This is a genomic window from Luteimonas sp. FCS-9 (assembly GCF_001014645.1).
Taxonomy (GTDB): domain Bacteria; phylum Pseudomonadota; class Gammaproteobacteria; order Xanthomonadales; family Xanthomonadaceae; genus Luteimonas.
In genome coordinates, this window is the sequence record NZ_LASZ01000003.1 from 290,913 (window position 1) to 313,611 (window position 22,699).

General features: G+C 66.9%; 20 protein-coding genes and 2 tRNA genes. 15 read left to right on the forward strand and 7 right to left on the reverse strand.

The features are described 5' to 3' along the window. Positions 1 to 168 precede the first annotated feature (168 nt). On the forward strand, positions 169 to 474 hold the full coding sequence (locus WQ56_RS04615; RefSeq protein ID WP_047135949.1) for a helix-turn-helix transcriptional regulator: 306 nt from the start codon (positions 169 to 171) through the stop codon (positions 472 to 474). Positions 475 to 492: 18 nt separating this feature from the next. Here WQ56_RS04615 and WQ56_RS04620 read toward each other — a convergent pair whose 3' ends face one another. Further along, on the reverse strand, positions 493 to 792 hold the full coding sequence (locus tag WQ56_RS04620) for a helix-turn-helix transcriptional regulator (protein WP_047135950.1): 300 nt from the start codon (positions 790 to 792) through the stop codon (positions 493 to 495). 323 nt (positions 793 to 1,115) lie between these two features. Here WQ56_RS04620 and WQ56_RS04625 point away from each other — a divergent pair, with 323 nt between their 5' ends. Beyond that, the gene (locus WQ56_RS04625) at positions 1,116 to 3,464 is read left to right on the forward strand and encodes a TonB-dependent receptor (RefSeq protein ID WP_082132198.1); all 2,349 of its coding nucleotides are present in this window, start codon (positions 1,116 to 1,118) and stop codon (positions 3,462 to 3,464) included. 80 nt (positions 3,465 to 3,544) lie between these two features. Further along, on the forward strand, positions 3,545 to 5,608 hold the full coding sequence (locus WQ56_RS04630; RefSeq protein WP_197076433.1) for an Atxe2 family lasso peptide isopeptidase: 2,064 nt from the start codon (positions 3,545 to 3,547) through the stop codon (positions 5,606 to 5,608). Here the strand turns inward: WQ56_RS04630 and WQ56_RS04635 are convergent. The 5 genes from WQ56_RS04635 to WQ56_RS04650 all read right to left on the reverse strand — a co-directional run bounded on the left by WQ56_RS04635 (position 5,605) and on the right by WQ56_RS04650 (position 9,800). Then, positions 5,605 to 7,350, reverse strand: a complete 1,746-nt coding sequence (locus WQ56_RS04635; protein WP_047135872.1) for an asparagine synthase C-terminal domain-containing protein — start codon at positions 7,348 to 7,350, stop codon at positions 5,605 to 5,607. The genes WQ56_RS04630 and WQ56_RS04635 overlap by 4 nt on opposite strands. Beyond that, positions 7,350 to 8,027, reverse strand: coding sequence for a lasso peptide biosynthesis B2 protein (locus WQ56_RS17970; protein WP_047135873.1), 678 nt, complete (start codon positions 8,025 to 8,027; stop codon positions 7,350 to 7,352). Before WQ56_RS17970 ends, WQ56_RS04635 begins: the two co-directional genes overlap by 1 nt. Before the next feature lie 51 nt (positions 8,028 to 8,078). Beyond that, positions 8,079 to 8,219 carry a benenodin family lasso peptide gene (locus tag WQ56_RS18510; protein ID WP_156170322.1) on the reverse strand — a complete coding sequence of 47 codons (141 nt, stop codon included), beginning with the start codon at positions 8,217 to 8,219 and terminating at the stop codon, positions 8,079 to 8,081. Positions 8,220 to 8,375: 156 nt separating this feature from the next. Then, positions 8,376 to 8,996: a GntR family transcriptional regulator gene (locus tag WQ56_RS04645; protein ID WP_197076434.1), complete on the reverse strand. Its 621-nt coding sequence runs from the start codon at positions 8,994 to 8,996 to the stop codon at positions 8,376 to 8,378. A gap of 561 nt (positions 8,997 to 9,557) precedes the next feature. After that, a complete protein-coding gene (locus tag WQ56_RS04650) occupies positions 9,558 to 9,800 on the reverse strand; it encodes a hypothetical protein (protein WP_047135875.1) in 243 nt (80 codons plus the stop codon). A gap of 162 nt (positions 9,801 to 9,962) precedes the next feature. Between WQ56_RS04650 and WQ56_RS17975 the strand changes: the two genes are divergently transcribed. From WQ56_RS17975 to orn, 4 genes are all read left to right on the forward strand, one after another. Next, positions 9,963 to 10,226 carry a helix-turn-helix transcriptional regulator gene (locus WQ56_RS17975; RefSeq protein ID WP_082132200.1) on the forward strand — a complete coding sequence of 88 codons (264 nt, stop codon included), beginning with the start codon at positions 9,963 to 9,965 and terminating at the stop codon, positions 10,224 to 10,226. Position 10,227: 1 nt separating this feature from the next. Next, a complete protein-coding gene (locus WQ56_RS04655) occupies positions 10,228 to 11,568 on the forward strand; it encodes a type II toxin-antitoxin system HipA family toxin (protein WP_047135876.1) in 1,341 nt (446 codons plus the stop codon). Between the two features lie 111 nt (positions 11,569 to 11,679). After that, entirely contained in the window at positions 11,680 to 12,186 is a 507-nt protein-coding gene (gene tadA / locus WQ56_RS04660; protein ID WP_047135877.1) for a tRNA adenosine(34) deaminase TadA, read from the forward strand. A gap of 59 nt (positions 12,187 to 12,245) precedes the next feature. After that, a complete protein-coding gene (orn, locus tag WQ56_RS04665) occupies positions 12,246 to 12,809 on the forward strand; it encodes an oligoribonuclease (RefSeq protein WP_047135878.1) in 564 nt (187 codons plus the stop codon). A 158-nt stretch (positions 12,810 to 12,967) separates the two neighbouring features. Here the strand turns inward: orn and ppsA are convergent, their stop codons facing one another. Further along, on the reverse strand, positions 12,968 to 15,370 hold the full coding sequence (gene ppsA / locus WQ56_RS04670) for a phosphoenolpyruvate synthase (protein WP_047135879.1): 2,403 nt from the start codon (positions 15,368 to 15,370) through the stop codon (positions 12,968 to 12,970). A gap of 114 nt (positions 15,371 to 15,484) precedes the next feature. Between ppsA and WQ56_RS04675 the strand changes: the two genes are divergently transcribed. From WQ56_RS04675 to WQ56_RS17980, 8 genes are all read left to right on the forward strand, one after another. Then, positions 15,485 to 16,306: a pyruvate, water dikinase regulatory protein gene (locus tag WQ56_RS04675; protein WP_047135880.1), complete on the forward strand. Its 822-nt coding sequence runs from the start codon at positions 15,485 to 15,487 to the stop codon at positions 16,304 to 16,306. A gap of 58 nt (positions 16,307 to 16,364) precedes the next feature. Then, entirely contained in the window at positions 16,365 to 16,871 is a 507-nt protein-coding gene (locus WQ56_RS04680) for a DUF1249 domain-containing protein (protein ID WP_047135881.1), read from the forward strand. Positions 16,872 to 16,965: 94 nt separating this feature from the next. Next, positions 16,966 to 17,041, forward strand: a tRNA-Ala gene (locus WQ56_RS04685). A gap of 51 nt (positions 17,042 to 17,092) precedes the next feature. Beyond that, a tRNA-Glu gene (locus WQ56_RS04690) sits at positions 17,093 to 17,168 on the forward strand. A gap of 150 nt (positions 17,169 to 17,318) precedes the next feature. Further along, positions 17,319 to 19,148, forward strand: a complete 1,830-nt coding sequence (locus WQ56_RS04695) for a GGDEF and EAL domain-containing protein (RefSeq protein ID WP_052772842.1) — start codon at positions 17,319 to 17,321, stop codon at positions 19,146 to 19,148. 8 nt (positions 19,149 to 19,156) lie between these two features. Then, the gene (locus WQ56_RS17620) at positions 19,157 to 19,543 is read left to right on the forward strand and encodes a CopL family metal-binding regulatory protein (protein ID WP_052772843.1); all 387 of its coding nucleotides are present in this window, start codon (positions 19,157 to 19,159) and stop codon (positions 19,541 to 19,543) included. Between the two features lie 79 nt (positions 19,544 to 19,622). After that, complete coding sequence (locus tag WQ56_RS04705; protein WP_047135882.1) at positions 19,623 to 21,410, forward strand: copper resistance system multicopper oxidase; 1,788 nt, start codon at positions 19,623 to 19,625, stop codon at positions 21,408 to 21,410. Further along, the gene (locus WQ56_RS17980; protein ID WP_047135883.1) at positions 21,407 to 22,642 is read left to right on the forward strand and encodes a copper resistance protein B; all 1,236 of its coding nucleotides are present in this window, start codon (positions 21,407 to 21,409) and stop codon (positions 22,640 to 22,642) included. Before WQ56_RS04705 ends, WQ56_RS17980 begins: the two co-directional genes overlap by 4 nt. The last annotated feature ends 57 nt before the right edge of the window (positions 22,643 to 22,699 follow it).

Sequence of the window (22,699 nt, forward strand, 5' to 3'; positions counted from 1 at the left end):
GAGGCGGACAAGTGAGTGGCCATGTTGCCTGCGTTGTCTCTCCAAGCCCTACCGTCTACGCAAGCTGCTACATTTCATGAAGAGACTGTCTCACGGTAACGGAGCAAGGCATGCTGGTAACCTCTGTTCTAAACCTCAGCTCACGTGCCAAAAGCTTCGCCTCGCGCTATCTTTTCCGCCCGCATCAAGCAGGCGCGGAAGCTGCGTGGCATCAAGAGCCAACGCGCACTGGGTCTCATGATGGGGTTAGATAAGGATCGCGCCAGCAGTCGAATCAATCGCTACGAAAGGGAGTCGAGCGGAGTCGACTTGGAAGGGTTGGCCAAGCTTGCGGACACGCTGCAGGTGCCCATGGCCTATTTGGTTGCTGAGGATGAGGCCACGGCCGACATCGTCCTGTCGCTCTCCTCGCTTTCAGTCAAGCAGCGGAAGGATCTCGCTGCCTGGATCAAAGAGAAGCTTGATAAAGACTGAGTCCGCACATACCGCGGCTTAGCGCTTGCCTTTCGATTTCAGCTCCGCGGCGAGCTTCCGTTGTTCGCCGGGCGGAAGGCTTGCTGCGGCGAGGATGATATCCGCCAGCACTTCGCTATCCGCCAAGAGGTACGCGAGCGGAACGCCGAGCTCCTTTGCCAGCTTGCTCGTTGTCTCAAAGTCCGGCTCGGAAGTTCCGCGCTCATACCTTGTGACTCTGCTGGACACGACATCCTCCGACAGGCCGATTCTTCTTCCAAGTTCTCTTTGGGAGATACCAAGGGCCAAGCGCGCTTCTTTGAGCCGCTTTGCGAACATGATCCTGATGCGAGGTGTCATGAGCCTTTGAAGCCGTTCCTGTACCGCGTACAGGATGGCTTCCTTCCCCGCGTCATGTATGCTACAACATATGTAGCAACTGGCGTCTACACGCCGCACCTGCTCGTGACGTAAGGGCGAACCAAATCTGAGAAGGATCAGAGCCCATGAAGCGGTCGCTGTACTTTTGTCGAAAATGCTACCTTAAATGTAGCGAATGGCAGCAGCTCTCCGACAGTGAGCGGGACGCTGCCAGGTTGAGCTCTACCACGTACATGTCTAGTGGGACCGAGCAAACGGGGCGCTTGGGACATCTTCCTGCCATGAGACTGGCATTAGCTTGTGTAGGCATTGTTGTTCTATCAGCACCGGTGTTTGAGGTATGGGCGCAGGAGGCCGAGGTCGAAGAGTCCGGCGAGCGATGGCGTGGAGATGAGAACGAAAAGACGCCGCCGACGCAGCTCGACACCATCCAGGTCACCGGCACCCGCATCCGCGGCGGCACGACGCCTTCGCCGGTGGTCACGATCGGCATCGAGCGCATCCGGGAGGAGGGCTTCAAGGACCTAGGCGAAGTCATCCGGAGCAACCCGCAAAACTTCTCGGGCGGGCAGAACCCGGGCGTCATCCCGTTCACGGTGTCCGGTGCGGGTGCCCAGAACACGAACCTCAGCGGTGGCTCGGCGTTGAATCTGCGTGGGCTGGGAGCGGATGCCACGCTGACGCTGCTCAATGGTCGCCGCATGGCCTATGACGGCATCTCGCAGGCGGTGGATATCAGCGCAATTCCGGTGGAGGCGGTGGATCGCATCGAGGTCGTGGCCGATGGCGCGTCAGCGATCTACGGGTCCGACGCGGTGGGCGGCGTGGGCAACGTCATTCTTCGCCGGGACTTCGAGGGCGTCACCGTCGGGGCCGGCTATGGGACGGCGGATGATGGGGGACTCTCCACGCGCGAGTACAGCGCGACTGCCGGCCATGTGTGGTCCACTGGCGGGGTGATCGTCACCTACAAGGACGTGACGGCCGGTCCCATCTACGCCCGGCAGCGGGCCTACACGCAGTTGCTTCGCGAGCCGTACACGCTGTACCCGGGCAGCGATCTGCGCAGCGGGTTGGTCAGCCTGTCCCAGGCGGTGGGCGGTCGTGCGGAGTTGCGCGTGGACGCGTTCCGCACTGAGCGGGGCCAGGCGTATGGGGCGCAGGACAACCTCAGCAACGTGTCCATCCAGGCCGCGCCGGAGTCCACGGCCACGTTGTTGTCACCCAGGCTCGATGTCTTTTTGCCGAAGGACTGGACGCTATCAGTCGGAGCGACCCGGTCAAAGAGCCGGCTGGATCACGCGCAGTCCATCACCTGGCCGGACACCGACGCAGTGTTGCAGCGCACGCAGCTTTGCTATTGCAATGAAGGCAGCAGTTACGAGGTGGGCGTTGAGGGCCCGTTGGTGGCGTTGGCGGCAGGTGATGTACGCGTCGCGATCGGCGCGGGCCGGCGCGAGAACAGCTTCCTCGAGTACAACCAGATCACGCATGTCGCTGCGATCGAGGGCGATGAGGCCGCGAAGTTCGCCTATGCCGAACTGCAAGTGCCGGTGCTGGGTGGGGACGGCCGGGGCCAGCGCTTGGCGCTCACGGGCGCGGCGCGCTACGAGGACTACGACAGCTTCGGCAGTGTACTGACGCCGAAGCTCGGCGCGATCTATAGCCCGGTCGCGGATGTGACGCTCAAGGCTTCGTGGGGGCGTTCGTTCAAGGCCCCAACGCTGTTCCAGCTCAACCGGCAGCGCATGGCCGGCTACAGCTACGCGGCAGCCTATGGCGGCAGCGGATATGCCCCGAACGCCACCGTGCTGCTGCTGGATGGCGGCAATCCGGATCTCGGTCCAGAGCGCGCCCGCACCTGGACCGCATCCTTGGCGTTCCACCCAGCCGCGGTGCCTGGGCTGGAAGCCGAGCTGACCTGGTTCGACATCGATTACACCGACCGCGTGGTGGCCCCCATCACGCCCACCTCGCAGGCGTTGCGCAATCCGGCGTTCGCGGAGTTCGTCACCTATGCGCCGAGCGTAGAGCAGCAGGCGGCGGCCATTGCCGGCAGCACGTTCCTGAACTACATCGGCCAGCCGTACGACCCGAGCAACGTCGTGGCGCTGGTGCATGCGTACTACACGAACGTTTCCCGCCAGCGCATCCGCGGCCTGGACCTGTCCGGGTCTTACGGATTCGACCTGGGCGGTGGGCGGTTAACGGTGCGCGGTGCGGCCAGCTGGCTCTCCAGCACCCAGCAGACGACCGGCGCCGAGTTCGACCTGGCGGGCACGCTCCACAACCCCTCGAAGCTGACGGGCAGGGTCGGTACGGTCTGGGTGCGCGGCGGCCTGTCCGCTTCGGTCTTCGCCAACTACCGGCAGGGCGTAGAGAACGTGGCGGCCTTTGAAAAGACGGCTTCGTTCACGACGGTGGACACCACGCTGCGCTACGCGCCGAGTGGAGAGGGCCGTCTCCTTCGTGACTGGGTGCTCGGCGTGTCCGTGCAGAACCTGTTCAACCGGCCGCCGCCGCTGCATGACACCACGGTGCTCACGCCCTATCTGGTGCCGCCTTACGACGCGACCAACTTCTCGGCGATCGGCCGGTACTTCAACGTTTCCGTATCGAGGCATTGGTAATGGTCGGCACGACGATGCACTTGCACAACGCGTGTCGGACGCCTTGCACAGGGCCGGCAGTACGCCGATGGGTGTGGACGGTGGTGGCTGTGCTGATTGCCTGGACAGTCGCTGCGCCGGCCGATGCAATCTCGCCGCGTCGGCTGGTGGAGGTCGCGGACTTCAGCGGTGTCACGGTCTCGCCCGATGGTCGATCCGTGGCCTACCGGATCGAGCAACCCACGGTAGAGCGCAACACCTACGATTCGGTCTGGTTCGTCCAGGACATGGATGCCGCCTCGCCACCGCTGCGGGTCGCGGACGGTGGCACGCCGCTGCGGGAGCAAGCCGGGCTGTCGATCCCGGTGCCTCCGGTGTGGTCGCCCGATGGGCGCTGGATCTATTACCGGGCGTTGCTGGACGGACGGGTCGACGTGTGGCGCGCCGCTGCGGATGGTTCCGGTGCCGAGGTGCTGACGCAAGGCCCTGCGGACGTCCGTGCCTTCTCGCTAAGCGCCGATGGCAGGGAACTGCACTACAGCGTGGGCGCGCCGCGCGAGGTCGTGCTGGCAGCGGAGCAGGCGGAATACGAGCGGGGCATCCGTATCGATCGGACCGTGCCGTTGGGCCAGCCGCTGTTCCGGTCCGGCTATGTGGATGGGCGCCTGGCCACGCAGCGCCTCAAAGACAACGAAGTCCTCCGCTACCCGCTGCTCGACGATGTGCCGGATCGTTGGACGGCGCTGGACCTGATCACGCGTGAGCGGCGCGACCTCGAGCCCGGCCGCATGTCGCCGGCGTCGCTTGTTAACGTGGAACTCGCGCCTGGGTATGGCGATGTCCAGATGGTGTGGCCGGAGCCTGCGGGCCGCCGCATCGCGTTGATCACACGCACAGGCGAGCGCAACGGCCTGCGCGACAGGCCGGGGACAGTGCTGGCCGTGCTGCCGCACGCGAGGGCGCGCACTCCGGTCCTGTGCGAAGCGGAAGCCTGCACCAGCGGGGCGATCAATGCGGTGCAATGGCGCCCGGGAACGGAAGAAGTGCTGTTCACCGTGGAGGCGCCCAGCGAGGGGCATGCGCAATCCATCCATCGTTGGAATGTGGAGACAGGGGCGGTGCACCCGGTCGTGCGCAGCCGGGGGTTGGTGAATGGCGGGGTGCGCCTGATGCCCAGCGACTGCGGCGTCTCCACAAGAACCCTGGCCTGCGTGGTGGCCGAACCGGACCGGCCGCCCCGGTTGGAACGGATCGATATCGACAGCGGCGTACGCGTGGAACTGTTCGACCCCAATCCCGCATTGACGGCCGACATGGCCGCCACGCGGGTGCGGCTGCTGCGGTGGACGGATGCCAATGGCCAGGAATTCACGGGGCAGTTCTATCCGGCGCGTCATCCGGGGCCGGGACGGCCGCCGCTGTTCGTCAGCTACTACTGGTGCAAGGGATTCGTGCGCGGCGGTCTGGGTGAGGAACTGCCCTTCGCCTCACTGGCGCAGGACGGCATTGCTGCGCTGTGCATCACCCTGGCGCCGTCGAGGGAGGACGGGGTCGAGCAGTACGAGCAGGGGCGGTCTGCCGTGGAAAGCGTGGTCGCGCTCTTGGCGGCTCAAGGCGAGATCGATCCCCAACGCGTGGGCATGGGCGGGCTGAGCCTGGGGTCGGAGATCACCATGTGGACGGTCATGCACTCGCAGGTGCTGACCGCGGCCTCAGTGAGTTCCCTGGGGCTATCGCCGCTGTATCACCTGCTGCTCAGCAACTTTGGCGATGCGTTCCCAACGCGCCTGCAAGCAGGGTGGCAGTTGGGGGCACCGGAAGAAACGCCGGAGCGGTGGCGTCAGTTCTCGCCATTGTTCAACCTGGACCGCATCCATGCGCCGATCCTGATGCAGCTGCCGGAGCAGGAGTACATTCATTCGTTGGACTATGCCGTGCCGCTGATGCGCGAGGGTCGGGCGGACCTGTACGTCTTTCCGCACGAGCCGCACCAGAAGTTCCAGCCCAAGCACAAACTGGCGGTGTACGAGCGCAATCTGGACTGGTTCCGCTTCTGGCTACGGGGTGTGGAGGACCCGAACCCTGCGAAGCGCGCGCAGTACGCACACTGGCGGGCGATGAAGGCTGGGTCGCCGGTCGCGGCCAAGCGCGATGATGGCGGTTAGGGTTGATGCCGGACCCAGTTCTCGACCATGCATAGGTCGAAGATGCGGGTGAAGGCCTCTCCGCGTTCTGGGCTGTCGTGGCGCATGAACTCGGCGATTGCTGTCGTATCCAGCAGGCCTTCTTGCTGCAGGCGGCCCTGCAGCAGGAAGTTGCGCATCGGCGCTCGATTGCGTCTGTACACCGCGCCCAGATAGCTCATGAAGGTGCCTTTGCTGCGACGGTGGAGGATGTCGGCCGGCAGGCAATCCGCGAATGCCGCTCGCGCAACGGCGCGGTTCTTGCCGCCCGCGAACCACATCCAGGTCGGTGTGCGCAGGCAGGCCTCCACGACCGGCTGCGCGAGCAGGGGCATCCGCATCGTGAGTGCCTCGCCGCGCGCCAGGCTGTCGCGATAGGCCTGGCAGATGGCAAGGCTGCGAATCCGTTCCCTATCCCCAGGTAGTGCGTCCGGCGGGGCGACTGCCCAGGGATGGGGGCCGGTGTTCGGTGTATCGATGCCTGGCGGCAGGAAGCTGTGGTCGGGCGGGCGATCTGCGCTAGCAGCGCGCCGGAGCTTCCGCAGTGCCAGGCGGCCGGCCTTCCATAGCGTGCACTGATGTAGCGTCGCCAGATCCCGTACGGCGGCCATGCCGGCAGCCGGGCCCCGCACGCGCATGGCATCGGCAGCCGGGGCCGCCGTGTCCAGGGCGCAAAAGATGGTGTCGCCCCCGCCGCCAGAAAAGAAGGCGTCGATGCCGTGGCGTGCAGCCGCCGCCAGCATCACCCGGTCCACGGCATGTTGGAGCACGCCGACCCTGGGCACGATGCATTGCGGATGCACATCGAATTCGAACCGGGCGTCGTCGATGTGGAGTGTCTCGGTATGAAGCTCGACGCCAAGTTGATCTGCAATCTGCATCGCATACGCGCGCTCATCCGCCCCGGGCACCGTCGTGACCAGGGAGGTGCAGACGATCGCGGTGTTGGTGCCTCGGAGGGATGTGCCGACGATGGACGAGTCGAGGCCGCCGGACAGTTCGAGCAGGATGGCGCGATCAATGCTCGCAAACGTTTTTGTCGCGGTCGACACGGTCTGTCGCACGTCCGCCGCCGCGTCGTCTGCATTGCGGTGCCTCGCATTCGACGTCACGAAGTTCCATGGCGACCACAGCTGTGACGTGGTGGCTTCGGCCCCTCGCAGGCGCAGGGCCTGACCTGGCAGAAGCTCGTGGACGCCGGCAAGCGCGGTGCGGACGCTCTTGTGTTGCGGGAACGCCAGACGATGAGCAATTGCGTCCCAGTCGATCTGGCGACGATAGAGGCCGAGGCGTTCCGGCAAGGCGATATCCGAGGCCACGAAGCCCACGCCGTCCTGCAGGCTGTAGAAGCAGGTCACATCGCTGTGCGGTGAGGGCTCGCGCAGCACCGTGACGCCGCCACGTTCGTCAGCCGGTTGCACCAGCAGATAGGGGCCCCAGCAACGTGCGATGAGGTGCCCCCGTGCCTCCGTCGCGTCCTCGAAGGCTGGAAACTGGCGCGCATCCTGGATGCGCAATCCCTCCTTCGAGAACACGTGTCCGAAAAGTAGGCTGCCATCAGGAAGCAGCATGGAAGGTGTTCGCTCGGACGCGAGGACGACCAGGGTTGCCGACACGAGTTGGCGATGCATATGGGCATCACCAAGCGCTGCTTCCCATTGCATCACGGCCTCCGTGCTCAGGCCGCCGCCGGGATCGACCACTGCTAGGAATCGGAAGCTCATCACACCACCCGGATTGGCGTGTGGGCCTGCGTGTTGCCGAGGGTCTCGTTGAGCACTAGGTCGCCGACCTGGACCCAGCAGTGTGCCGAAAATGGCGTGCCGGTCACGGCAAACACCAGGTCCGCAGGAAGGCGGCGCTTGGCCAAGAATCGGATGAGAGCAATCGAGTCGACGAGACAGCGGGTTTCGATCGGTGCGTACGGCCGGGCCGCCAGAAAAGCCGCCGTTGCCTTGATGTACGCCTCGTCATCTCGATTCTGTTGAGAGGCTGGGATAAGGACCATCCGTCGCTCACGTTCGACTTCGAGCGCCGATAGCACGTAGGCGAAAGGTTGCGTCTTTAGGGCCAGCTGGGAGATGGTCACGGTCCGCACTGTGTCCAGTCGTTCCAGTACGGTCGCACGCAGAACGAACTGCGCCTGTTCCATCGCGCTTCGTCTGACGGGGGATGCAGAATACTTTAGTTCAGACGATGCAGGCGCCTCGCCGACAATGAGTAGACCCGCATCCACCAGTCTTGCCGTATCGGCGGCGCTGCAATCGTCACGGAGATAGGCGAGGAAGCGTCGCTCCAGTGCTTCCGACAAACGAAAGTAGTGGTCCTTCCCTACATCGAGAAAAACCAGCTTGCCATCGACTTGGCAGTGGGACAGATCACTGCGCAGATGAAGCGCCATCGTAGACCCCCCTCGAGCAAAGAGGCGCACCGTTGGGTGCGCCTCTATCGCTCACTCTTCAGAGATCCCCGCCATCGGGGTCCGGCCGACCGGCTCGAAGCCCAGGTCGATGCCCTGGGTCTCGATGCTGGCGATGCCCAGCACGATCACGTCGTCCGCCGCGGCTTCACGGGTGTTGTCGTTCGCGTTCATCACGGTTTCCTCTCTTTGCGTCATGGACGTCCCATGACGCAGCCAGTGTCGAAGCGCGCCTTTTGAATTTTCAATTGATTCTTGTTGTGTACTTCGGGAATTACCTGGAAGTGTGATGCGCGCCCCCCCCAAATCGCGGTGCGTCGCGCACTCCGCTCAGTGCCGCGCATCGCGCGTTTCGTTCAACAGCTCCACGACGGCCGGCACCCGCGGTAGGCGACGGGCGTGGTAGGCGCGCAGGGCGCGTCCCAGGCGCGTGATCTCGGCGCCTTCCCAGGCGGAGATCAGCTCGTCGAGTTCGGCGTGTGCATCGGGGAAGAGGGCGCGCTTGGCGATGCGGATGGGCGCGAGCCGGTCGTTGGCGTACTGGGCGGCGTGCCGCAGCTCGGGCTGGCGTGTCCGGCGCGCAATGGTGTCGAACAGCTGCCACGTCGCCTCGGCGGGGCCGTCGTGCGGGGCGGGGCGCTTGTACGGTCGACCATTGGGCGAGGCGCCACGGGCCAGGCACGCCAGCAGCCGCTCTTCCATCCATTCGTAGAGATGGCGCAGGGCGGCCTCGGTAGGCAGGGGCACGTAGAAGCCGTCTCGCGAATGCGCATCGACCAGGCGTTCGCCGCTCAGCCGATACAGCGCGTTCCGGATCGGGGTGAGGCTGGTGGTGAGCTCATCGGCCAATATGGCCGGTTCCAAACGCTGCCCTGGGACGAATCGCCCGCGCACGATAGCGTGCCTGATCTTGTCGCACGCGTCCCAGACCTTCGGAAGGGTCCCCATCATCATTGCTGTCCTCCGTGGCTGCTTGCTCCCTTTCTCCCTGGGTCGATACTACCGCTCGGTGACAGCGCTGCAACACCGCGGGCGCGTGACGTGTTCGAGCGAACAGGCGTGATCGTGCGACCGGCAGTGCCGTCCGGACGCTGCCGCTGCGCTTTCGGCGATCACACAGCGGACGACCGCGTCCGCCTGCTGGGCGCAGTTGCCATACGATTTGCTGGGCCGGTCTCGACCCGGATGCACGACCTGCCGCGCACCGCGTCCACGCTGCTCAACTCGGTGGGCGTACGCATGTGCCCAAGCTGGTGCCGGAGGACGTGTCGGTCCCGGCGCTCGGCCCGGTTTCGTGACGAAAAGAGCGCATGGTGACCTTGCTGGGCTCGCTTGGCAGTCAGCCCGGGGTTTGAATTCTTCAGAAAAAGATCACTATGAGTGATCTTTTTAACCCAACGACCGTTTGCAGAAGGCCATGAGAGCGCCGCCCGCCTGACGGGTCGGCGCTGACGGCGTATCGCACTTGGTCTTGCGCTGCTCGACAAGCGGTTGCACGACAGAAGTGGGTTGTCATGCGTTGTCCCCTCGCTCGATGACTACCTGCGCCGGCAGGCGAGTCAGCACCACCGGGACGGCATCGCGACTACGCATGTCCTCTTCGATGACAGCGCGCCCGGGCGCGTACTCGGCTACTGCGCCTTGTCCGCCGCCCAGTTGCCGCTGGAAGACCTTGAGCCCGATGATCGCGTTTGGCTTTCCGCCTATCCCGTCCCTGCGATCCGCCAGGGATATGGTCAGTTGCTGATCGAGCATGCAGAGAACATGACCTTGGCATCGAACAGGTGCTTGTGGCCTTGGAGGCCCTGTGCCGCGGTTCGGATGCTTGCGGCCTGCCCTCGGATAGTTGAATTTCAGGTATTTCCGAATTACCCTTAATCCAGCTAAACTAAATTTACTTGGATTCCGGGTACCGCAATGGCGACGACACCACATCTACTGGTCACCAGTGGTCAATTGGGAGCAACGCTGCAGGCCGCGCGCAAGGCGCAGGGGCTGACCCAATCGGCGCTGGCGGCCCGTATCGGGCTGAGCCAGTCGCGAATCTCCCACCTGGAGCCCAATGCCCACGAACTGAGTGTGGGGCAACTCCTTGCATGGTGCGCAGCGCTGGGCCTGGAACTGGCTGTTGGGGCAGGCGGTAGCCTCGTGTCCTCTACCGCGTCCACGCCGGACTGGTGACATGGGGCGTCGATCGCACAGCCGCAGCCTGTCCCTCTGGACCAACGGCGTCCGCGTCGGACGATGGACGATCCTCGCTCGCGGAGAGATGGAACTGCACTACGACGTGGATTGGACGCGGGCCGACGTTGGTCGACCGCTGTCGCTGTCGCTCCCGTTCAACCTGCACAACCGGCCGCTCAAGGGCGCGAAGGTCGCGAACTACTTCGACAACCTGCTTCCAGACAGCGATACGATCCGTCGTCGTGCCGCCGAGCGGTTCGGCACGGGATCGACCGAGCCGTTCGATCTTCTCCGGGCGATCGGGCGCGACTGCGTGGGCGCCGTGCAGATCCTGGATGAGGACGAAGTGCCGGAAGGCTTCGACCGGATCGAAGGCGTGCGGCTGTCCGAGGACGATATCGAGCGGCACTTGGTCGACGCCGTCTCGTCGCACGCTTTCGCCGCAGGCCGGCATCCCGATGCGGACTTTCGCATCTCGCTGGCGGGTGCGCAGGAGAAGACGGCCTTCCTGTGGTGGGATGGGCAATGGCGCGCGCCCCGCGGCGCCACGCCGACGAGCCATATCTTCAAGCTTCCTCTCGGACTGGTGGGTGGCCGGCGGGCAGACTTCAGCATGTCCGTCGACAACGAGTGGCTGTGCCTGCGGTTGCTGAAGGCCTACGGCTTGCCCGTGGCCGATGCGCGCATCGCGACCTTCGGCCATCAACGGGTCCTCGTGGTGGAGCGCTTCGACCGCCGCCTGGCGCCTGATGGCCGGTGGCTGATGCGCCTGCCGCAGGAAGACTTCTGCCAGGTCGAGGGCTGCTCGCCGTTGCGCAAGTACGAGAACGAGGGCGGCCCTGGCCTCAAGGCGCTGTTCGCCACGCTGCGGCAATCGGTGAACGCCGAGGCGGACATGAAGACGCTGATGGCAGCGCAAGTGCTGTTCTGGCTGCTGCGCGCGCCTGATGGCCATGCCAAGAACTTCAGCATCCGGCTTCTGCCGCGCGGTCGCTTCCAGCTGACGCCGCTGTACGACGTGATGTCGGCATATCCGGTACAAGGCGACGGCCCCAACCAGTGGTCGCCGCATGAGATCAAGCTGGCAATGGCGTTGCTCGGCAAGAACCGCCACTACACCATGCATGGTATCCAGCGCAGGCACTTCGACAGCACCGCGAAACTGGTCGGATATGCAGCCACTGCAGAGCCGATCGTCGAGGCGCTGCTGGCACGGACGCCAGCGGCGATTGCCCAGGTACAGGCCGAGCTGCCACGGGACTTCTCGCCGCGCGTCGCCGAGACGATCCTGGGCGGGCTCGAGCGGGCCGCAAGGACACTCGGCGAGCAGGCGTCGTAGCGGAAGAAGGTGCAGACGCTCCGGTGCTGATCCATCCACACCGAGCGCAGGTCGACGCCACCTGCAGCCTCGCCGGAAGACGACCAGGCCCTTGCGCGACATAATGGCGGCATGTCCAGGCCGCGCGCGCCCTATGTGATCGATGCCGTCGACACCGATGCGGTGTGGATGCGCCGGGCGCTGATGCTCGCGGAGCGGGCGATGGTCGAGGACGACGAGATTCCGGTCGGGGCGCTGGTCGTGTCGCCGCAAGGCGAGGTCCTCGGGGAGGGCTGGAACCGCAACATTGCCGAGCACGATCCGAGCGCGCACGCGGAGATCGTCGCGATGCGTCACGCGGGCCGTGCGCTGGGCAATCATCGGCTGGTCGGCTGCACGCTGGTGGTCACGCTCGAGCCCTGCGCAATGTGCGCGATGGCGATGGTGCATGCGCGCGTGGGGCGCGTGGTGTTCGCGGCGTTCGACCCGAAGACCGGGGCGGCGGGCAGCGTGTTCGACGTGCTGGGCGATCCGCGGCACAACCACCGGGTGGCGGTGACCGCCGGGGTGCTGGCCGAGGTCGCGGGCCCGATGCTCACGAACTATTTCCGCCGCAAGCGCGGGCTGCCGCCGCGCTGAACGGCCCGTCCGGGCGCTGCGATATCATGCGCGCCACGACAGGACATGCGAATGCGCCCATGAATGCCGACAGGCACAGCGACAACCGGCTGATCTGGATCGACCTGGAGATGACCGGGCTGGATACCGACCACGACCAGATCCTCGAGATCGCCACCGTGGTCACCGACGGCGAGCTCAACGTGCTGGCCGAGGGGCCGGAACTGGCGATCGTGCAGCCGCTCGACGTGCTCGAGGCGATGGACGACTGGAACCGCAACCAGCACAAGCGCTCGGGCCTGTGGACGCGTTCGGTGGAGCAGGGCGTTGGGCTGGCCGAGGCGCAGGCGCGCACGTTGGCGTTCCTGGAGCAGTGGGTGACGCCGGGCCGGTCGCCGATGTGCGGCAACTCGATCTGCCAGGACCGCCGCTTCCTGCACCGGCAGATGCCGGCGCTGGAGAAGTTCTTCCACTACCGCAACCTGGACGTCAGCACGCTCAAGGAACTGGCGCGCCGCTGGGCGCCGCAGGTGCTGTCGGGCTTCACCAAGCACTCGGCGCACACGGCGCTGAGCGACGTGCATGATTCGATCGACGAGCTCCGGCATTACCGGCGGCACATGGCGGCGCTGGCGCAGGGGTAGGGGCGGAGGGGCATACGTAGGAGCGCGCTTGCGCGCGATGGGGATTTCGTCTGACGGCCTTCGCGCGCGAGCGCGCTCCTACAGGAGGCAGGCGCGCTCTTGCGGGAGATTGGGCTTGAACGGCGGCGGGGCGGGTCATGGACCCGCCCCGCGTCGTGTCAGGCGGCGCCGGGCTCGGTGCGGCCGCCGGCGCGGGCCTTCGACTTGGCCAGCTTGAGCCAGGTGTCGACCACGGTGTCGGGGTTGAGCGATACCGATTCGATGCCTTCTTCCATCAGCCACTGCGCCAAGTCCGGGTGGTCGGACGGGCCCTGGCCGCAGATGCCGACGTACTTGCCCTTGGCGCGGGCGGTCTGGATCGCCATCGACAGCAGCTTCTTGACCGCCGGATCGCGCTCGTCGAACAGGTGCGCGACGATCGACGAGTCGCGGTCCAGGCCGAGCGTGAGCTGGGTCAGATCGTTGGAGCCGATCGAGAAGCCGTCGAAGATGTCGAGGAACTCGTCGGCCAGCAGCGCGTTGGACGGCACCTCGCACATCATGATGATCTTCAGGCCGTTCTCGCCCTGCTTCAGGCCGTTCTTCTCCAGCACCTCGACGACCTTGCGGCCTTCGTCGAGCGTGCGCACGAACGGGATCATGACCCACAGGTTCTCCAGGCCCATCGTGTTGCGGACCTTGAGCACCGCCCGGCATTCGAGCGCGAACGCCTCGGAGAACGACGGGTCGACGTAGCGGCTGGCGCCGCGGAAGCCGATCATCGGATTCTCTTCCTCGGGCTCGTAGCGGGTGCCGCCGACGAGGTTGGCGTACTCGTTGGACTTGAAGTCCGACAGACGCACGATGACCGGATTGGGCGCGACCGACGCGGTGAGCGTGGCGATGCCCTCGGCCAGGCGGTCGACGTAGAAGTCGACCGGGCTGCCGTAGCCGGCGGTCTTGGCGTCGATCTTCTTCTTCGTCTCGGCGTCCTGCTTGTCGTACTCGAGCAGGGCGTTGGGATGCACGCCGATGTGCGCGGCGATGATCATCTCCAGGCGCGCCAGGCCGATGCCGGCGTTGGGCAGCTGGCCGAAGTCGAACGCGCGCTCGGGGTTGGCGACGTTCATCATGATCTTCAGCGGCGCCTCGGGCATCGAGGTCAGGTCGGTCGTGGTGCGGTCGAACGGCAGCTTGCCGGCGTAGATGTAACCGGTGTCGCCCTCGGCGCAGCTGACGGTGACGTCCTGGCCGTCCTCGATCGTCTCCAGCGCATTGCCGGTGCCGACGACGGCGGGCACGCCGAGTTCGCGGGCGATGATCGCCGCGTGGCAGGTGCGGCCGCCGCGGTTGGTGACGATCGCCGAGGCGCGCTTCATCACCGGCTCCCAGTCGGGGTCGGTCATGTCGGCGACGAGCACGTCGCCGGGCTGCACGCGGTCCATGTCCTCGAGCCGGCGCACGACGCGCGCGACGCCCGCGCCGATCTTCTGGCCGATCGCGCGGCCCTCGCAGACCACCTCGCCGCGCTGCTCCAGCGAGAAGCGCTCGATCTGGGTGTTCTTGGCGCGCGACTTCACCGTCTCCGGGCGCGCCTGCACGATGAACAGCTTGCCGCTGGCGCCGTCCTTCGCCCACTCGATGTCCATCGGGCGCTGGTAGTGCTCCTCGATGATCAGCGCCTGGCGCGCGAGTTCCTGTACGTCCTCGTCGTCGAGCGAGAAGGTGCCGCGCAGCTCGGCGGGCGTGTCCTCTGTACGCACCCGCTCGCCGGGCACGTCGGAGTAGACCATCCGCAGTTGCTTGGCGCCGATCGAGCGGCGCAGGATCGCCGGCTTGCCGGCCTTGAGCGTGGGCTTGTAGACGTAGAACTCGTCGGGGTTGACCGCGCCCTGGACGACCATTTCGCCCAGGCCGAAGCTCGAGGTCACGAACACGACGTCGCGGAAGCCCGATTCGGTGTCGAGCGTGAACAGCACGCCAGAGGCGCCGATGTCCGAGCGCACCATCAGCTGCACGCCGGCCGACAGGAACACGTCCTCGTGCTTGAAGCCGTGGTGGACGCGGTAGGCGATCGCGCGGTCGTTGTAGAGGCTGGCGAAGACCTCCTTGATCTTGTGCACGACGTCGTCGGCGCCGGTGACGTTGAGGAAGGTCTCCTGCTGGCCCGCGAACGAGGCGTCGGGCAGGTCCTCGGCGGTGGCCGACGAGCGCACCGCCACGGCGATGTCGCCGCCGCCGTTCTCCGACGCCAGCTTTTCGTAGGCGGTGCGGATATCGGCGTCCAGCTCGGGCTGCAGCGGGGCCTCGGTGACCCAGCCGCGGATCTCGCGGCCGGCGGCGGTCAGCGCGCCGACGTCCTCGACGTCGAGCGGCGCGAGCCGGTCGAAGATGCGCTGGTGCAGGTCGTTGTGGGCGATGAACGCCTTGAACGCGTCGGCCGTGGTGGCGAAGCCCCCGGGGACCGAGACGCCGAGCTTGGCCAGGTTGCCGATCATCTCGCCGAGGGAGGAATTCTTGCCGCCGACCTGGGCCAGGTCGGTGAGGCGAAGGTCGTGCAGCCACAGGATGTTGGCGCTCAAGATGAAGGCTCCGTGTCGCGTGATCGGGGGACGGCCGGACCGGCGGGTCCGGCACGGAACGGTTATTTTAGCCATCCCGGGCGCCGCGGCGCTCGCCGCAGCGGCGGACCAGCCATGCCGACCCCCCGTCCCGTGTTCTATGTCTCCGATGGCACCGGTATCACTGCCGAGACCATCGGCCACAGCCTGCTGACGCAGTTCAGCGGCACGCAGTTCAGCACCAACCGGATCCCGTTCGTCGACAACGCCGAGCGCGCGCACGAGGTCGCCGCGCTGATCCGCGCGCGCGGCGAGGCGATGGGCGCGCGTCCGATCGTCGTCAGCTCCTGCGTCGATCCGGGCCTGGCGACGATCCTCGAAGAGAGCGGGGCGCTGGTGCTCGACGTGTTCGCGCCGTTCATCGAGCCGCTGGAGCGCGAGCTGGTCGAGGCCCGCGAGTCGCGCGTGGGGCGCGCGCACGGCATGGTCGACTTCGAGACCTACCACCGCCGCATCAACGCGATGAACTTCGCGCTCGCCCACGACGACGGCATGTCGGTGAACTACGACGAGGCCGACGTGATCCTGGTCGCGGTGTCGCGCGCCGGCAAGACGCCGACCTGCATCTATCTCGCGCTCCACCACGGCGTGCGCGCGGCCAACTACCCGCTCACCGACGAGGATCTCGAGCACGACCGGCTGCCGCCGCGGCTGCGCGCGCACCGGGCCAAGCTGTTCGGGCTGACGATCGATCCGGTGCGGCTGGCGCAGATCCGCCAGGAGCGCCGGCCGAACTCGCGCTACGCCAAGCTCGAGACCTGCCGCCACGAGGTCGGCGCGGCCGAATCGCTGTTCCGCGCCGAGCGCATCCCGGTGCTCAGCACCACGCATACCTCGATCGAGGAGATCTCCAGCAAGGTGATGTCGACGCTGGGCATCGAGCGGGTCATGTACTGACGCCCGCGCGCCGCGCCCGATGCCCGGCGGTTCACTCCGCGACGTGTAGGATCGTGGCATGGTGAACGTCCACACCCCTCGCGTCCGCATGCCCGGGCTCGGCCGCTTCGGCTGGCTGATGGCGCTGTATGCCGAGAACCACGTCCGGCTGACGCGGCTGTTCCATCCCGGCGACCTGTCGCCGGGGCGCTACCTGTCCGAGGTGCCCGGCACCCCGACCGTGCAGCTGGACGTCGTGGCGCAGCACCGCTACACGACCGAACTGCGGCTCAGCTACACCATGCTCGATCCGCTGACCGGCGAGCCCGACCCGTCCGCGCACCTGCGCCTGTACCGCGACGCGGGGCAGGTCGAGGCCACGCACTGCTATGTCGGCCGGCGCTGGCAGGACGTCATCGGCATGTTCCCGCCGCCGGCCGAGGTGGTCGACCACCGCCTGCGCATGAACACCTTCCTGGGCAAGTGGCTCCAGTTTCTGGTGGAGCAGGGACATGGGGTTGCAACTTTGCGTCCGAATCTGGATGATGCGCGCCTCGCTCGCAGCGAAGCCGAACTGCTCGGCTGAGGCGCCTCCCAGGCGCACCAGGTTGCGATCGGGAGGAAGCGAAAACTTGTTGACGTTGCCCAACGGCATCCCTACAATTTCGCGCTTCCACTGTGGGGCCATAGCTCAGCTGGGAGAGCGCCTGCATGGCATGCAGGAGGTCGGCGGTTCGATCCCGCCTGGCTCCACCACAATTCAGTCGCGGACCAGAGGCCGGTACGCGACACGATGCAGACTTCTGCGTCCCCATCGTCTAGAGGCCTAGGACACCACCCTTTCACGGTGGACACCGGGGTTCGAATCCCCGTGGGGACGCCACTCACGTCGTATCCGAAACGGGCAACTTCGAAGCGAAGTTGTCCGTTTTCCTTTGCGTGCCGCTGAAGCGGGCGGCATGGTCGTCATGACTTGTCGACGGGACAGGAGTAGCGTGCTGCGCACAGCCCAGGGGAAACCGACGTGAGGACGATGTACGAGGCCGACCGGATCGCGCTGATCCGCAGTCTTGACCTGCTCTCGCTGGCGGGGCATCCCGAGCTGGACCGGATCGCCGAACTGGCGGCTTTCGCCTTCCGGGTCAAGACGGTGCTGATCTCCCTGGTCGAGGAATTCGACCAGCACTTCCTGGCCTGCGTGGGCACCGACCTGCGCGGGACGCGCCGCGAGATCTCGGTCTGCACCCACGCGATCGATCAGGACGATATCTACGAGGTCCCCGACCTCGCCGCCGATCCGCTGTTCTCGGCCAACCCGCTGGTCACCGAATCGCCGCACATGCGGTTCTACGCCGGCGCGCCGCTGGTGCTGTCGAGCGGCTACAAGGTCGGCACGATCTGCCTGATCGACTATGCGCCGCGTTTCCTGGACGAGACCGAGCGCGAGCAACTACGTTCGTTCGCCTATCTCGTGGTCAGCCAGATCTCCTTGCTGCGATCGATGGGGCGGCGCGACCCGGTCACTGGACTGGCGAACCGTCAGCAACTCGCATGGGACCTGCGGCAATCCCAGCGCACGCTCCCCGCGCCGGCCACGGGGTCGTCGTTCCTGTGCATCATCGATGTGCTCGATGTCCCGAGCGCCCATCGGCTGACCCAGGCGCTGGGCGTGGCGCCGGTGGAATCGATCATCCGGCAACTCGGCTACCGCCTGGCCGACGCGCTGGACGACGCGACGCAGGTGTATCACGTGGGCGTGACCCGGTTCGCGTTCGTGCTGACGGACGTCTCGCGCGATGCGGTCGAAGCGACGCTCGAGCGACTTCGCGGGCAACTCGCCGAGCCGGTGATGAGCAGTGGCCTGACGCTGGAGGCCGGCTTCCACGCGGGCGTGGCCCCGTTCGCGGTGCACGACTCGGCCGATGTGCTGCGCAAGGCGGTGACCGCGATGCACGCCGCGCTGGAGACAGGCTCGGCCTGGTGCGACTACGACGCCGACCGCGACCTGCGCCTGCAGCGGCATTACCGCCTCGCCACGCAAGTCGAGCGCGCGTTGGCCGCGCACGAGTTCGCGCTGGTCTACCAGCCCAGGCAGTGTCTGTCGTCGGGTGGGCTGCGTTCGGCCGAGGCGCTGTTGCGCTGGCGGCATCCGGAGTACGGGAACGTCGCGCCCGACGAGTTCATCCCGGTCATCGAGGGCACGACCCTGATGCCGCTGGTCACCCGCTGGGTGTTGCGCCAGGCGCTCGGCCAGATGCGGGCGTGGGAGCGGGAGGGCATCGTGCTCGACCTCTCGGTCAACCTGTCCGGCGCGGATTTCCGCGATGGCCAGCTGCCGCGCTACATCGCCGATCTGGCCCGGGAGTTCGACATCGCGCCGTCGCGACTGGAGCTCGAGGTCACCGAAGGCGAATGGTTGCTGGACAAGGGCAGCGTGGCCGCCCAGCTCGGCACGCTGCAGGCGCAGGGGTTCGCCATCGCCATCGACGACTTCGGCGCCGGTTACAGCAATTTCTCGTATCTCAACGAACTGCCCGCCACGACGATCAAGGTCGATCGCGGCCTGCTCGTCGGCATCGAGACCAGCGAGCGGCGCGCGCGCCTGGTCAGGACCCTCATCAAGCTGTCGGCCGAGCTGGGCTACCGCACGGTCGCCGAGGGCGTGGAGACCGCCGGGCAACTGGCGATGCTGCGTGAATGGCAGTGCGACGAGGCGCAGGGCTATCACGTCTCCCCGCCGCTGGCGCCGGACGCGCTGGCCGCGCTGGTGCACCGCCACGCCGGACGTTCGCCCGAGCCGTGCGAGCCCGCGCCGCCATCGTCCCGGCCCGTCGCCGATCTGGGACAGGCCGGCTCGCTATAATCGCGGCGATGCCCCGCGTCCTCGCCACCGCCGTCCGCGTCCTGCTGATCGCGCTGCTCGTGCTCGACCTCGCGGGCACTGCGATCGCGGCCACCCCGGTGATGGCGGCGTCGCACGCGCACCATGCTGGCGATGCGGCCGGGGCCGACGTGCCGCCGTGTCACGACGCGGGCGATGTCGCGACCGCTGCGGACCACGATGCGGGGGCGGGGCACCACACCGATTGCTGCGGCGACGGCGGCTGCCTGTGCCTGCACGGCTGCAGCACCGGGCTGATCCCCGACCGGCCATTGCCGACCGGGCTGCGGCCGATGCACCACGACGGCACGGTGCTGCACGCCCGCGCGGGCCCCTGGCCGGTGCAACCGATCCGACCTCCCATCGCCGCCTCCTGATCGGTATCGACCGCCCGCCCACGCCTCCGTGGGGCAGGGCGCACGGCCCGTGTCCGGGCCGCATCCGGATGGAGTGACGATGACTTCCGATTTTTCCGCAGGCCGCGGTGTCGACCCCGCGCGCCGCCGTTTCGTCCAGGGCCTGGCGCTCGGCGGCCTGGCCGCCGGCCTGGGCGGCTGGCCGCGCCCGTCCTGGGCGCTGCAATCCCCGCAAAGCCAGATCCTGGCCGGCACCGACTTCGACCTGGTGGTCGGCGAGACGCTGGTGAACGTCACCGGCCGTACCCGCCCGGCCACGACCGTCAACGGCAGCCTGCCGGCGCCGATCCTGCGCTGGCGCGAGGGCACGACGGTGACGCTGCGCGTGCGCAACGCGCTGCCAGCCGGCTCGATCTTCGGCGACATGACCTCCGTGCACTGGCACGGCATCCTGCTGCCGGCGAACATGGACGGCGTGCCGGGCATGAGCTTCGACGGCATCCATCGCGGCGAGACCTTCCAGTACCGCTTCGACGTGCGCCAGGGCGGCACCTATTGGTACCACAGCCATTCGGGCTTCCAGGAACAGGCCGGCCTGTATGGCGCGCTGATCATCGACCCGATCGAGCCCGAGCCGTTCGCCTACGACCGCGACTACGTCGTGCTGCTGACCGACTGGACCGACCTCGACCCGCACGCGCTGTTCGCGCGGCTCAAGAAGATGGCCGAGCACGACAACTGGTACAAGCGCACTGCCGGCGACTTCGCCCGCGACGTGCGCCGCGACGGCTGGCGCGCCACGCTTGCCGACCGCCGCGCTTGGGGCCAGATGCGGATGACGCCGACCGACATCTCCGACGTCAACGCGCACACCTACACCTACCTGATGAACGGCACCACGTCGCCGGGCAACTGGACCGCGCTGTTCCGCAGCGGCGAGAAGATCCGCCTGCGCTTCATCAACGGCTCGGCGATGACCTACTTCGACGTCCGGATCCCGGGCCTGAAGATGACCGTCGTGGCGGCGGACGGCCAGTACGTGCATCCGGTGACGGTCGACGAGTTCCGCATCGCCGTCGCCGAGACCTTCGACGTGATCGTCGAGCCATCCGGCCAGGATGCCTACACGATCTTCGCGCAGGACATGGGCCGGACCGGGTTCGTCAGCGGCACGCTCGCCGTACGCGAGGGCCTGCGTGCCCCGGTCCCGTCGGTCGATCCGCGGCCAATCCTGACCATGGCCGACATGGGGCACGGCGGCATGCACGGTATGGATCACGGCGCGGGGCAGGGCGGTCACGCCCCCGCGTCCGCGCACGGCGGCGGCCACGATCACGCCGCAATGGGGCACGACGCCGCACCGATGCAGGCGCATCCCGACAGCGAGCGCGGCAACCCGCTCGTCGACATGCAGACCATGACGCCGGCGCCGAAGCTCGACGATCCCGGCATCGGCCTGCGCGACAACGGCCGTACGGTGCTGACCTATGGCGCGATGCGCAGCCTGTTCGACGATCCGGACGGCCGCGCACCGTCGCGCGACGTCGAGCTGCACCTGACCGGCCACATGGAGAAGTTCGCCTGGTCGTTCGACGGCATCAAGTTCAGCGACGCCGCGCCGCTGCGCCTCAACTACGGCGAACGCATGCGCATCGTGCTGGTCAACGACACGATGATGACCCATCCCATCCACCTGCACGGCATGTGGAGCGACCTCGAGGACGAAGCAGGGCAGTTCCATCTTCGCAAGCACACCGTGGACATGCCGCCGGGCACCCGCAGGAGTTTCCGCGTGCGGGCCGACGCGCTCGGGCGGTGGGCGTTTCACTGCCACCTGCTGTACCACATGGAGGCGGGCATGTTCCGCGAAGTGCAGGTGGTCGAATGAGCGCCGTCACAACTCGTTTCAGGTCCGCGCCGTCGTTGCTCGCCATCGCGTTGTCCGTTACGGGTGGCGCGCATGCGCAGAATCATGCGCACGGCCATGAGCATGGACATGGTGGTCAGGCGCATGCGGAAACATCGCATGGGCAGGCGCCATCGGCGGCGCATGGATCGTCCGCGCATCGCCAGCATCCGCCCGCCGGGTCGACGCACGAGGGGAAGGGCGACCATCGTGCGGCTGAAGGACAGGCCAGTCGGCATGCTGGGATTGGCCACGCCACTCACGCCACTCACGCCGGGCACTCGGGGCATGCGCAGGATCCCGCGACACCGGCCGAAATGCAGTCTGCGGATACCACCGAAGCCGCGACGGACCATGCGGCGATGGATCATTCGGGCATGGATCACTCGGGGATGGATCACTCGGGCATGGACCATGGGTCCGGGCACGCAACTACGCAGGTACCCGGTCACGCCGGGCATGGGCAAGCCACAGCCCAGACCGACTTGCCCACGGATGCGCCGCCGCGCGACCCGATTCCCGCGCTCACCGATGCCGATCGCGCGGCCGCATTTCCGGCACTCCATCCGCACGCGATGGGCGATTCGGCCGTTCGCAGCTTCGTGCGCGTCGACCGGCTCGAAGGCTTCGAAGCCGACCATGGCCGCGGCCTCGGCTGGGAAGTCGACGGCTGGATCGGCGGAGATGTCCATCGGTTGTGGCTCAAGACCGGCGGCGAGCGCGTGGGCGGCCGGACCCACGACGCCTCGTTCGACGCGCTCTACGGTCGCAGCGTGTCCCCGTGGTGGGATGTCGTGGCCGGTGCGCATCACGTCTTCGCGCCGGGTCGTGCCAAGACCTACGCCAGCGTCGGCGTACAGGGCTTGGCGCCGTACCTGTTCGAGGTCTCGGCGATGGCGCATGTCGACGGCGGTGGCCGCGTGCTCGCTGAACTGGAAGTCGAGTACGAGATGCTGCTGACCAACCGGCTGATCCTACAGCCGGCCCTGGAGATTTCGGCCGCCAGCGAGTCGGATCCCGCCCGCCATATCGGCAGCGGCCTCGGCGGGATCGAAGCCGGCCTGCGCCTGCGCTACGAGTTCACCCGGCGCTTCGCGCCGTACGTCGGCATCGTCCACGAGCGCAGTTTCGGCGAGACTCGGGCGCTCGAGCAGGCCGATGGCGGCAGCGGGCGCGAGACGCGCTGGGTGATCGGTGTCAGGACCTGGTTCTGAGGGGGGCGGGACGCTGCGTCCACTAGTCACGATAACGTATGCCACGAGGCCGCTCGA

Excerpts from the sequence above, each read along its gene's own strand:
- WQ56_RS04620 (WP_047135950.1), bottom strand. The coding sequence starts at position 792 with ATGTTCGCAAAGCGGCTCAAAGAAGCGCGCTTGGCCCTTGGTATCTCC.
- WQ56_RS04625 (WP_082132198.1), top strand. The coding sequence starts at position 1,116 with ATGAGACTGGCATTAGCTTGTGTAGGCATTGTTGTTCTATCAGCACCG.
- WQ56_RS04635 (WP_047135872.1), bottom strand. The coding sequence starts at position 7,350 with ATGAGCTTCCGATTCCTAGCAGTGGTCGATCCCGGCGGCGGCCTGAGC.
- WQ56_RS17970 (WP_047135873.1), bottom strand. The coding sequence starts at position 8,027 with ATGGCGCTTCATCTGCGCAGTGATCTGTCCCACTGCCAAGTCGATGGC.
- WQ56_RS18510 (WP_156170322.1), bottom strand. The coding sequence starts at position 8,219 with ATGAACGCGAACGACAACACCCGTGAAGCCGCGGCGGACGACGTGATC.
- WQ56_RS04645 (WP_197076434.1), bottom strand. The coding sequence starts at position 8,996 with ATGATGGGGACCCTTCCGAAGGTCTGGGACGCGTGCGACAAGATCAGG.
- WQ56_RS04650 (WP_047135875.1), bottom strand. The coding sequence starts at position 9,800 with ATGCTCGATCAGCAACTGACCATATCCCTGGCGGATCGCAGGGACGGG.
- WQ56_RS17975 (WP_082132200.1), top strand. The coding sequence starts at position 9,963 with ATGGCGACGACACCACATCTACTGGTCACCAGTGGTCAATTGGGAGCA.
- WQ56_RS04655 (WP_047135876.1), top strand. The coding sequence starts at position 10,228 with ATGGGGCGTCGATCGCACAGCCGCAGCCTGTCCCTCTGGACCAACGGC.
- tadA (WP_047135877.1), top strand. The coding sequence starts at position 11,680 with ATGTCCAGGCCGCGCGCGCCCTATGTGATCGATGCCGTCGACACCGAT.
- orn (WP_047135878.1), top strand. The coding sequence starts at position 12,246 with ATGAATGCCGACAGGCACAGCGACAACCGGCTGATCTGGATCGACCTG.
- WQ56_RS04675 (WP_047135880.1), top strand. The coding sequence starts at position 15,485 with ATGCCGACCCCCCGTCCCGTGTTCTATGTCTCCGATGGCACCGGTATC.
- WQ56_RS04680 (WP_047135881.1), top strand. The coding sequence starts at position 16,365 with ATGGTGAACGTCCACACCCCTCGCGTCCGCATGCCCGGGCTCGGCCGC.
- WQ56_RS04695 (WP_052772842.1), top strand. The coding sequence starts at position 17,319 with ATGTACGAGGCCGACCGGATCGCGCTGATCCGCAGTCTTGACCTGCTC.
- WQ56_RS17620 (WP_052772843.1), top strand. The coding sequence starts at position 19,157 with ATGCCCCGCGTCCTCGCCACCGCCGTCCGCGTCCTGCTGATCGCGCTG.
- WQ56_RS04705 (WP_047135882.1), top strand. The coding sequence starts at position 19,623 with ATGACTTCCGATTTTTCCGCAGGCCGCGGTGTCGACCCCGCGCGCCGC.
- WQ56_RS17980 (WP_047135883.1), top strand. The coding sequence starts at position 21,407 with ATGAGCGCCGTCACAACTCGTTTCAGGTCCGCGCCGTCGTTGCTCGCC.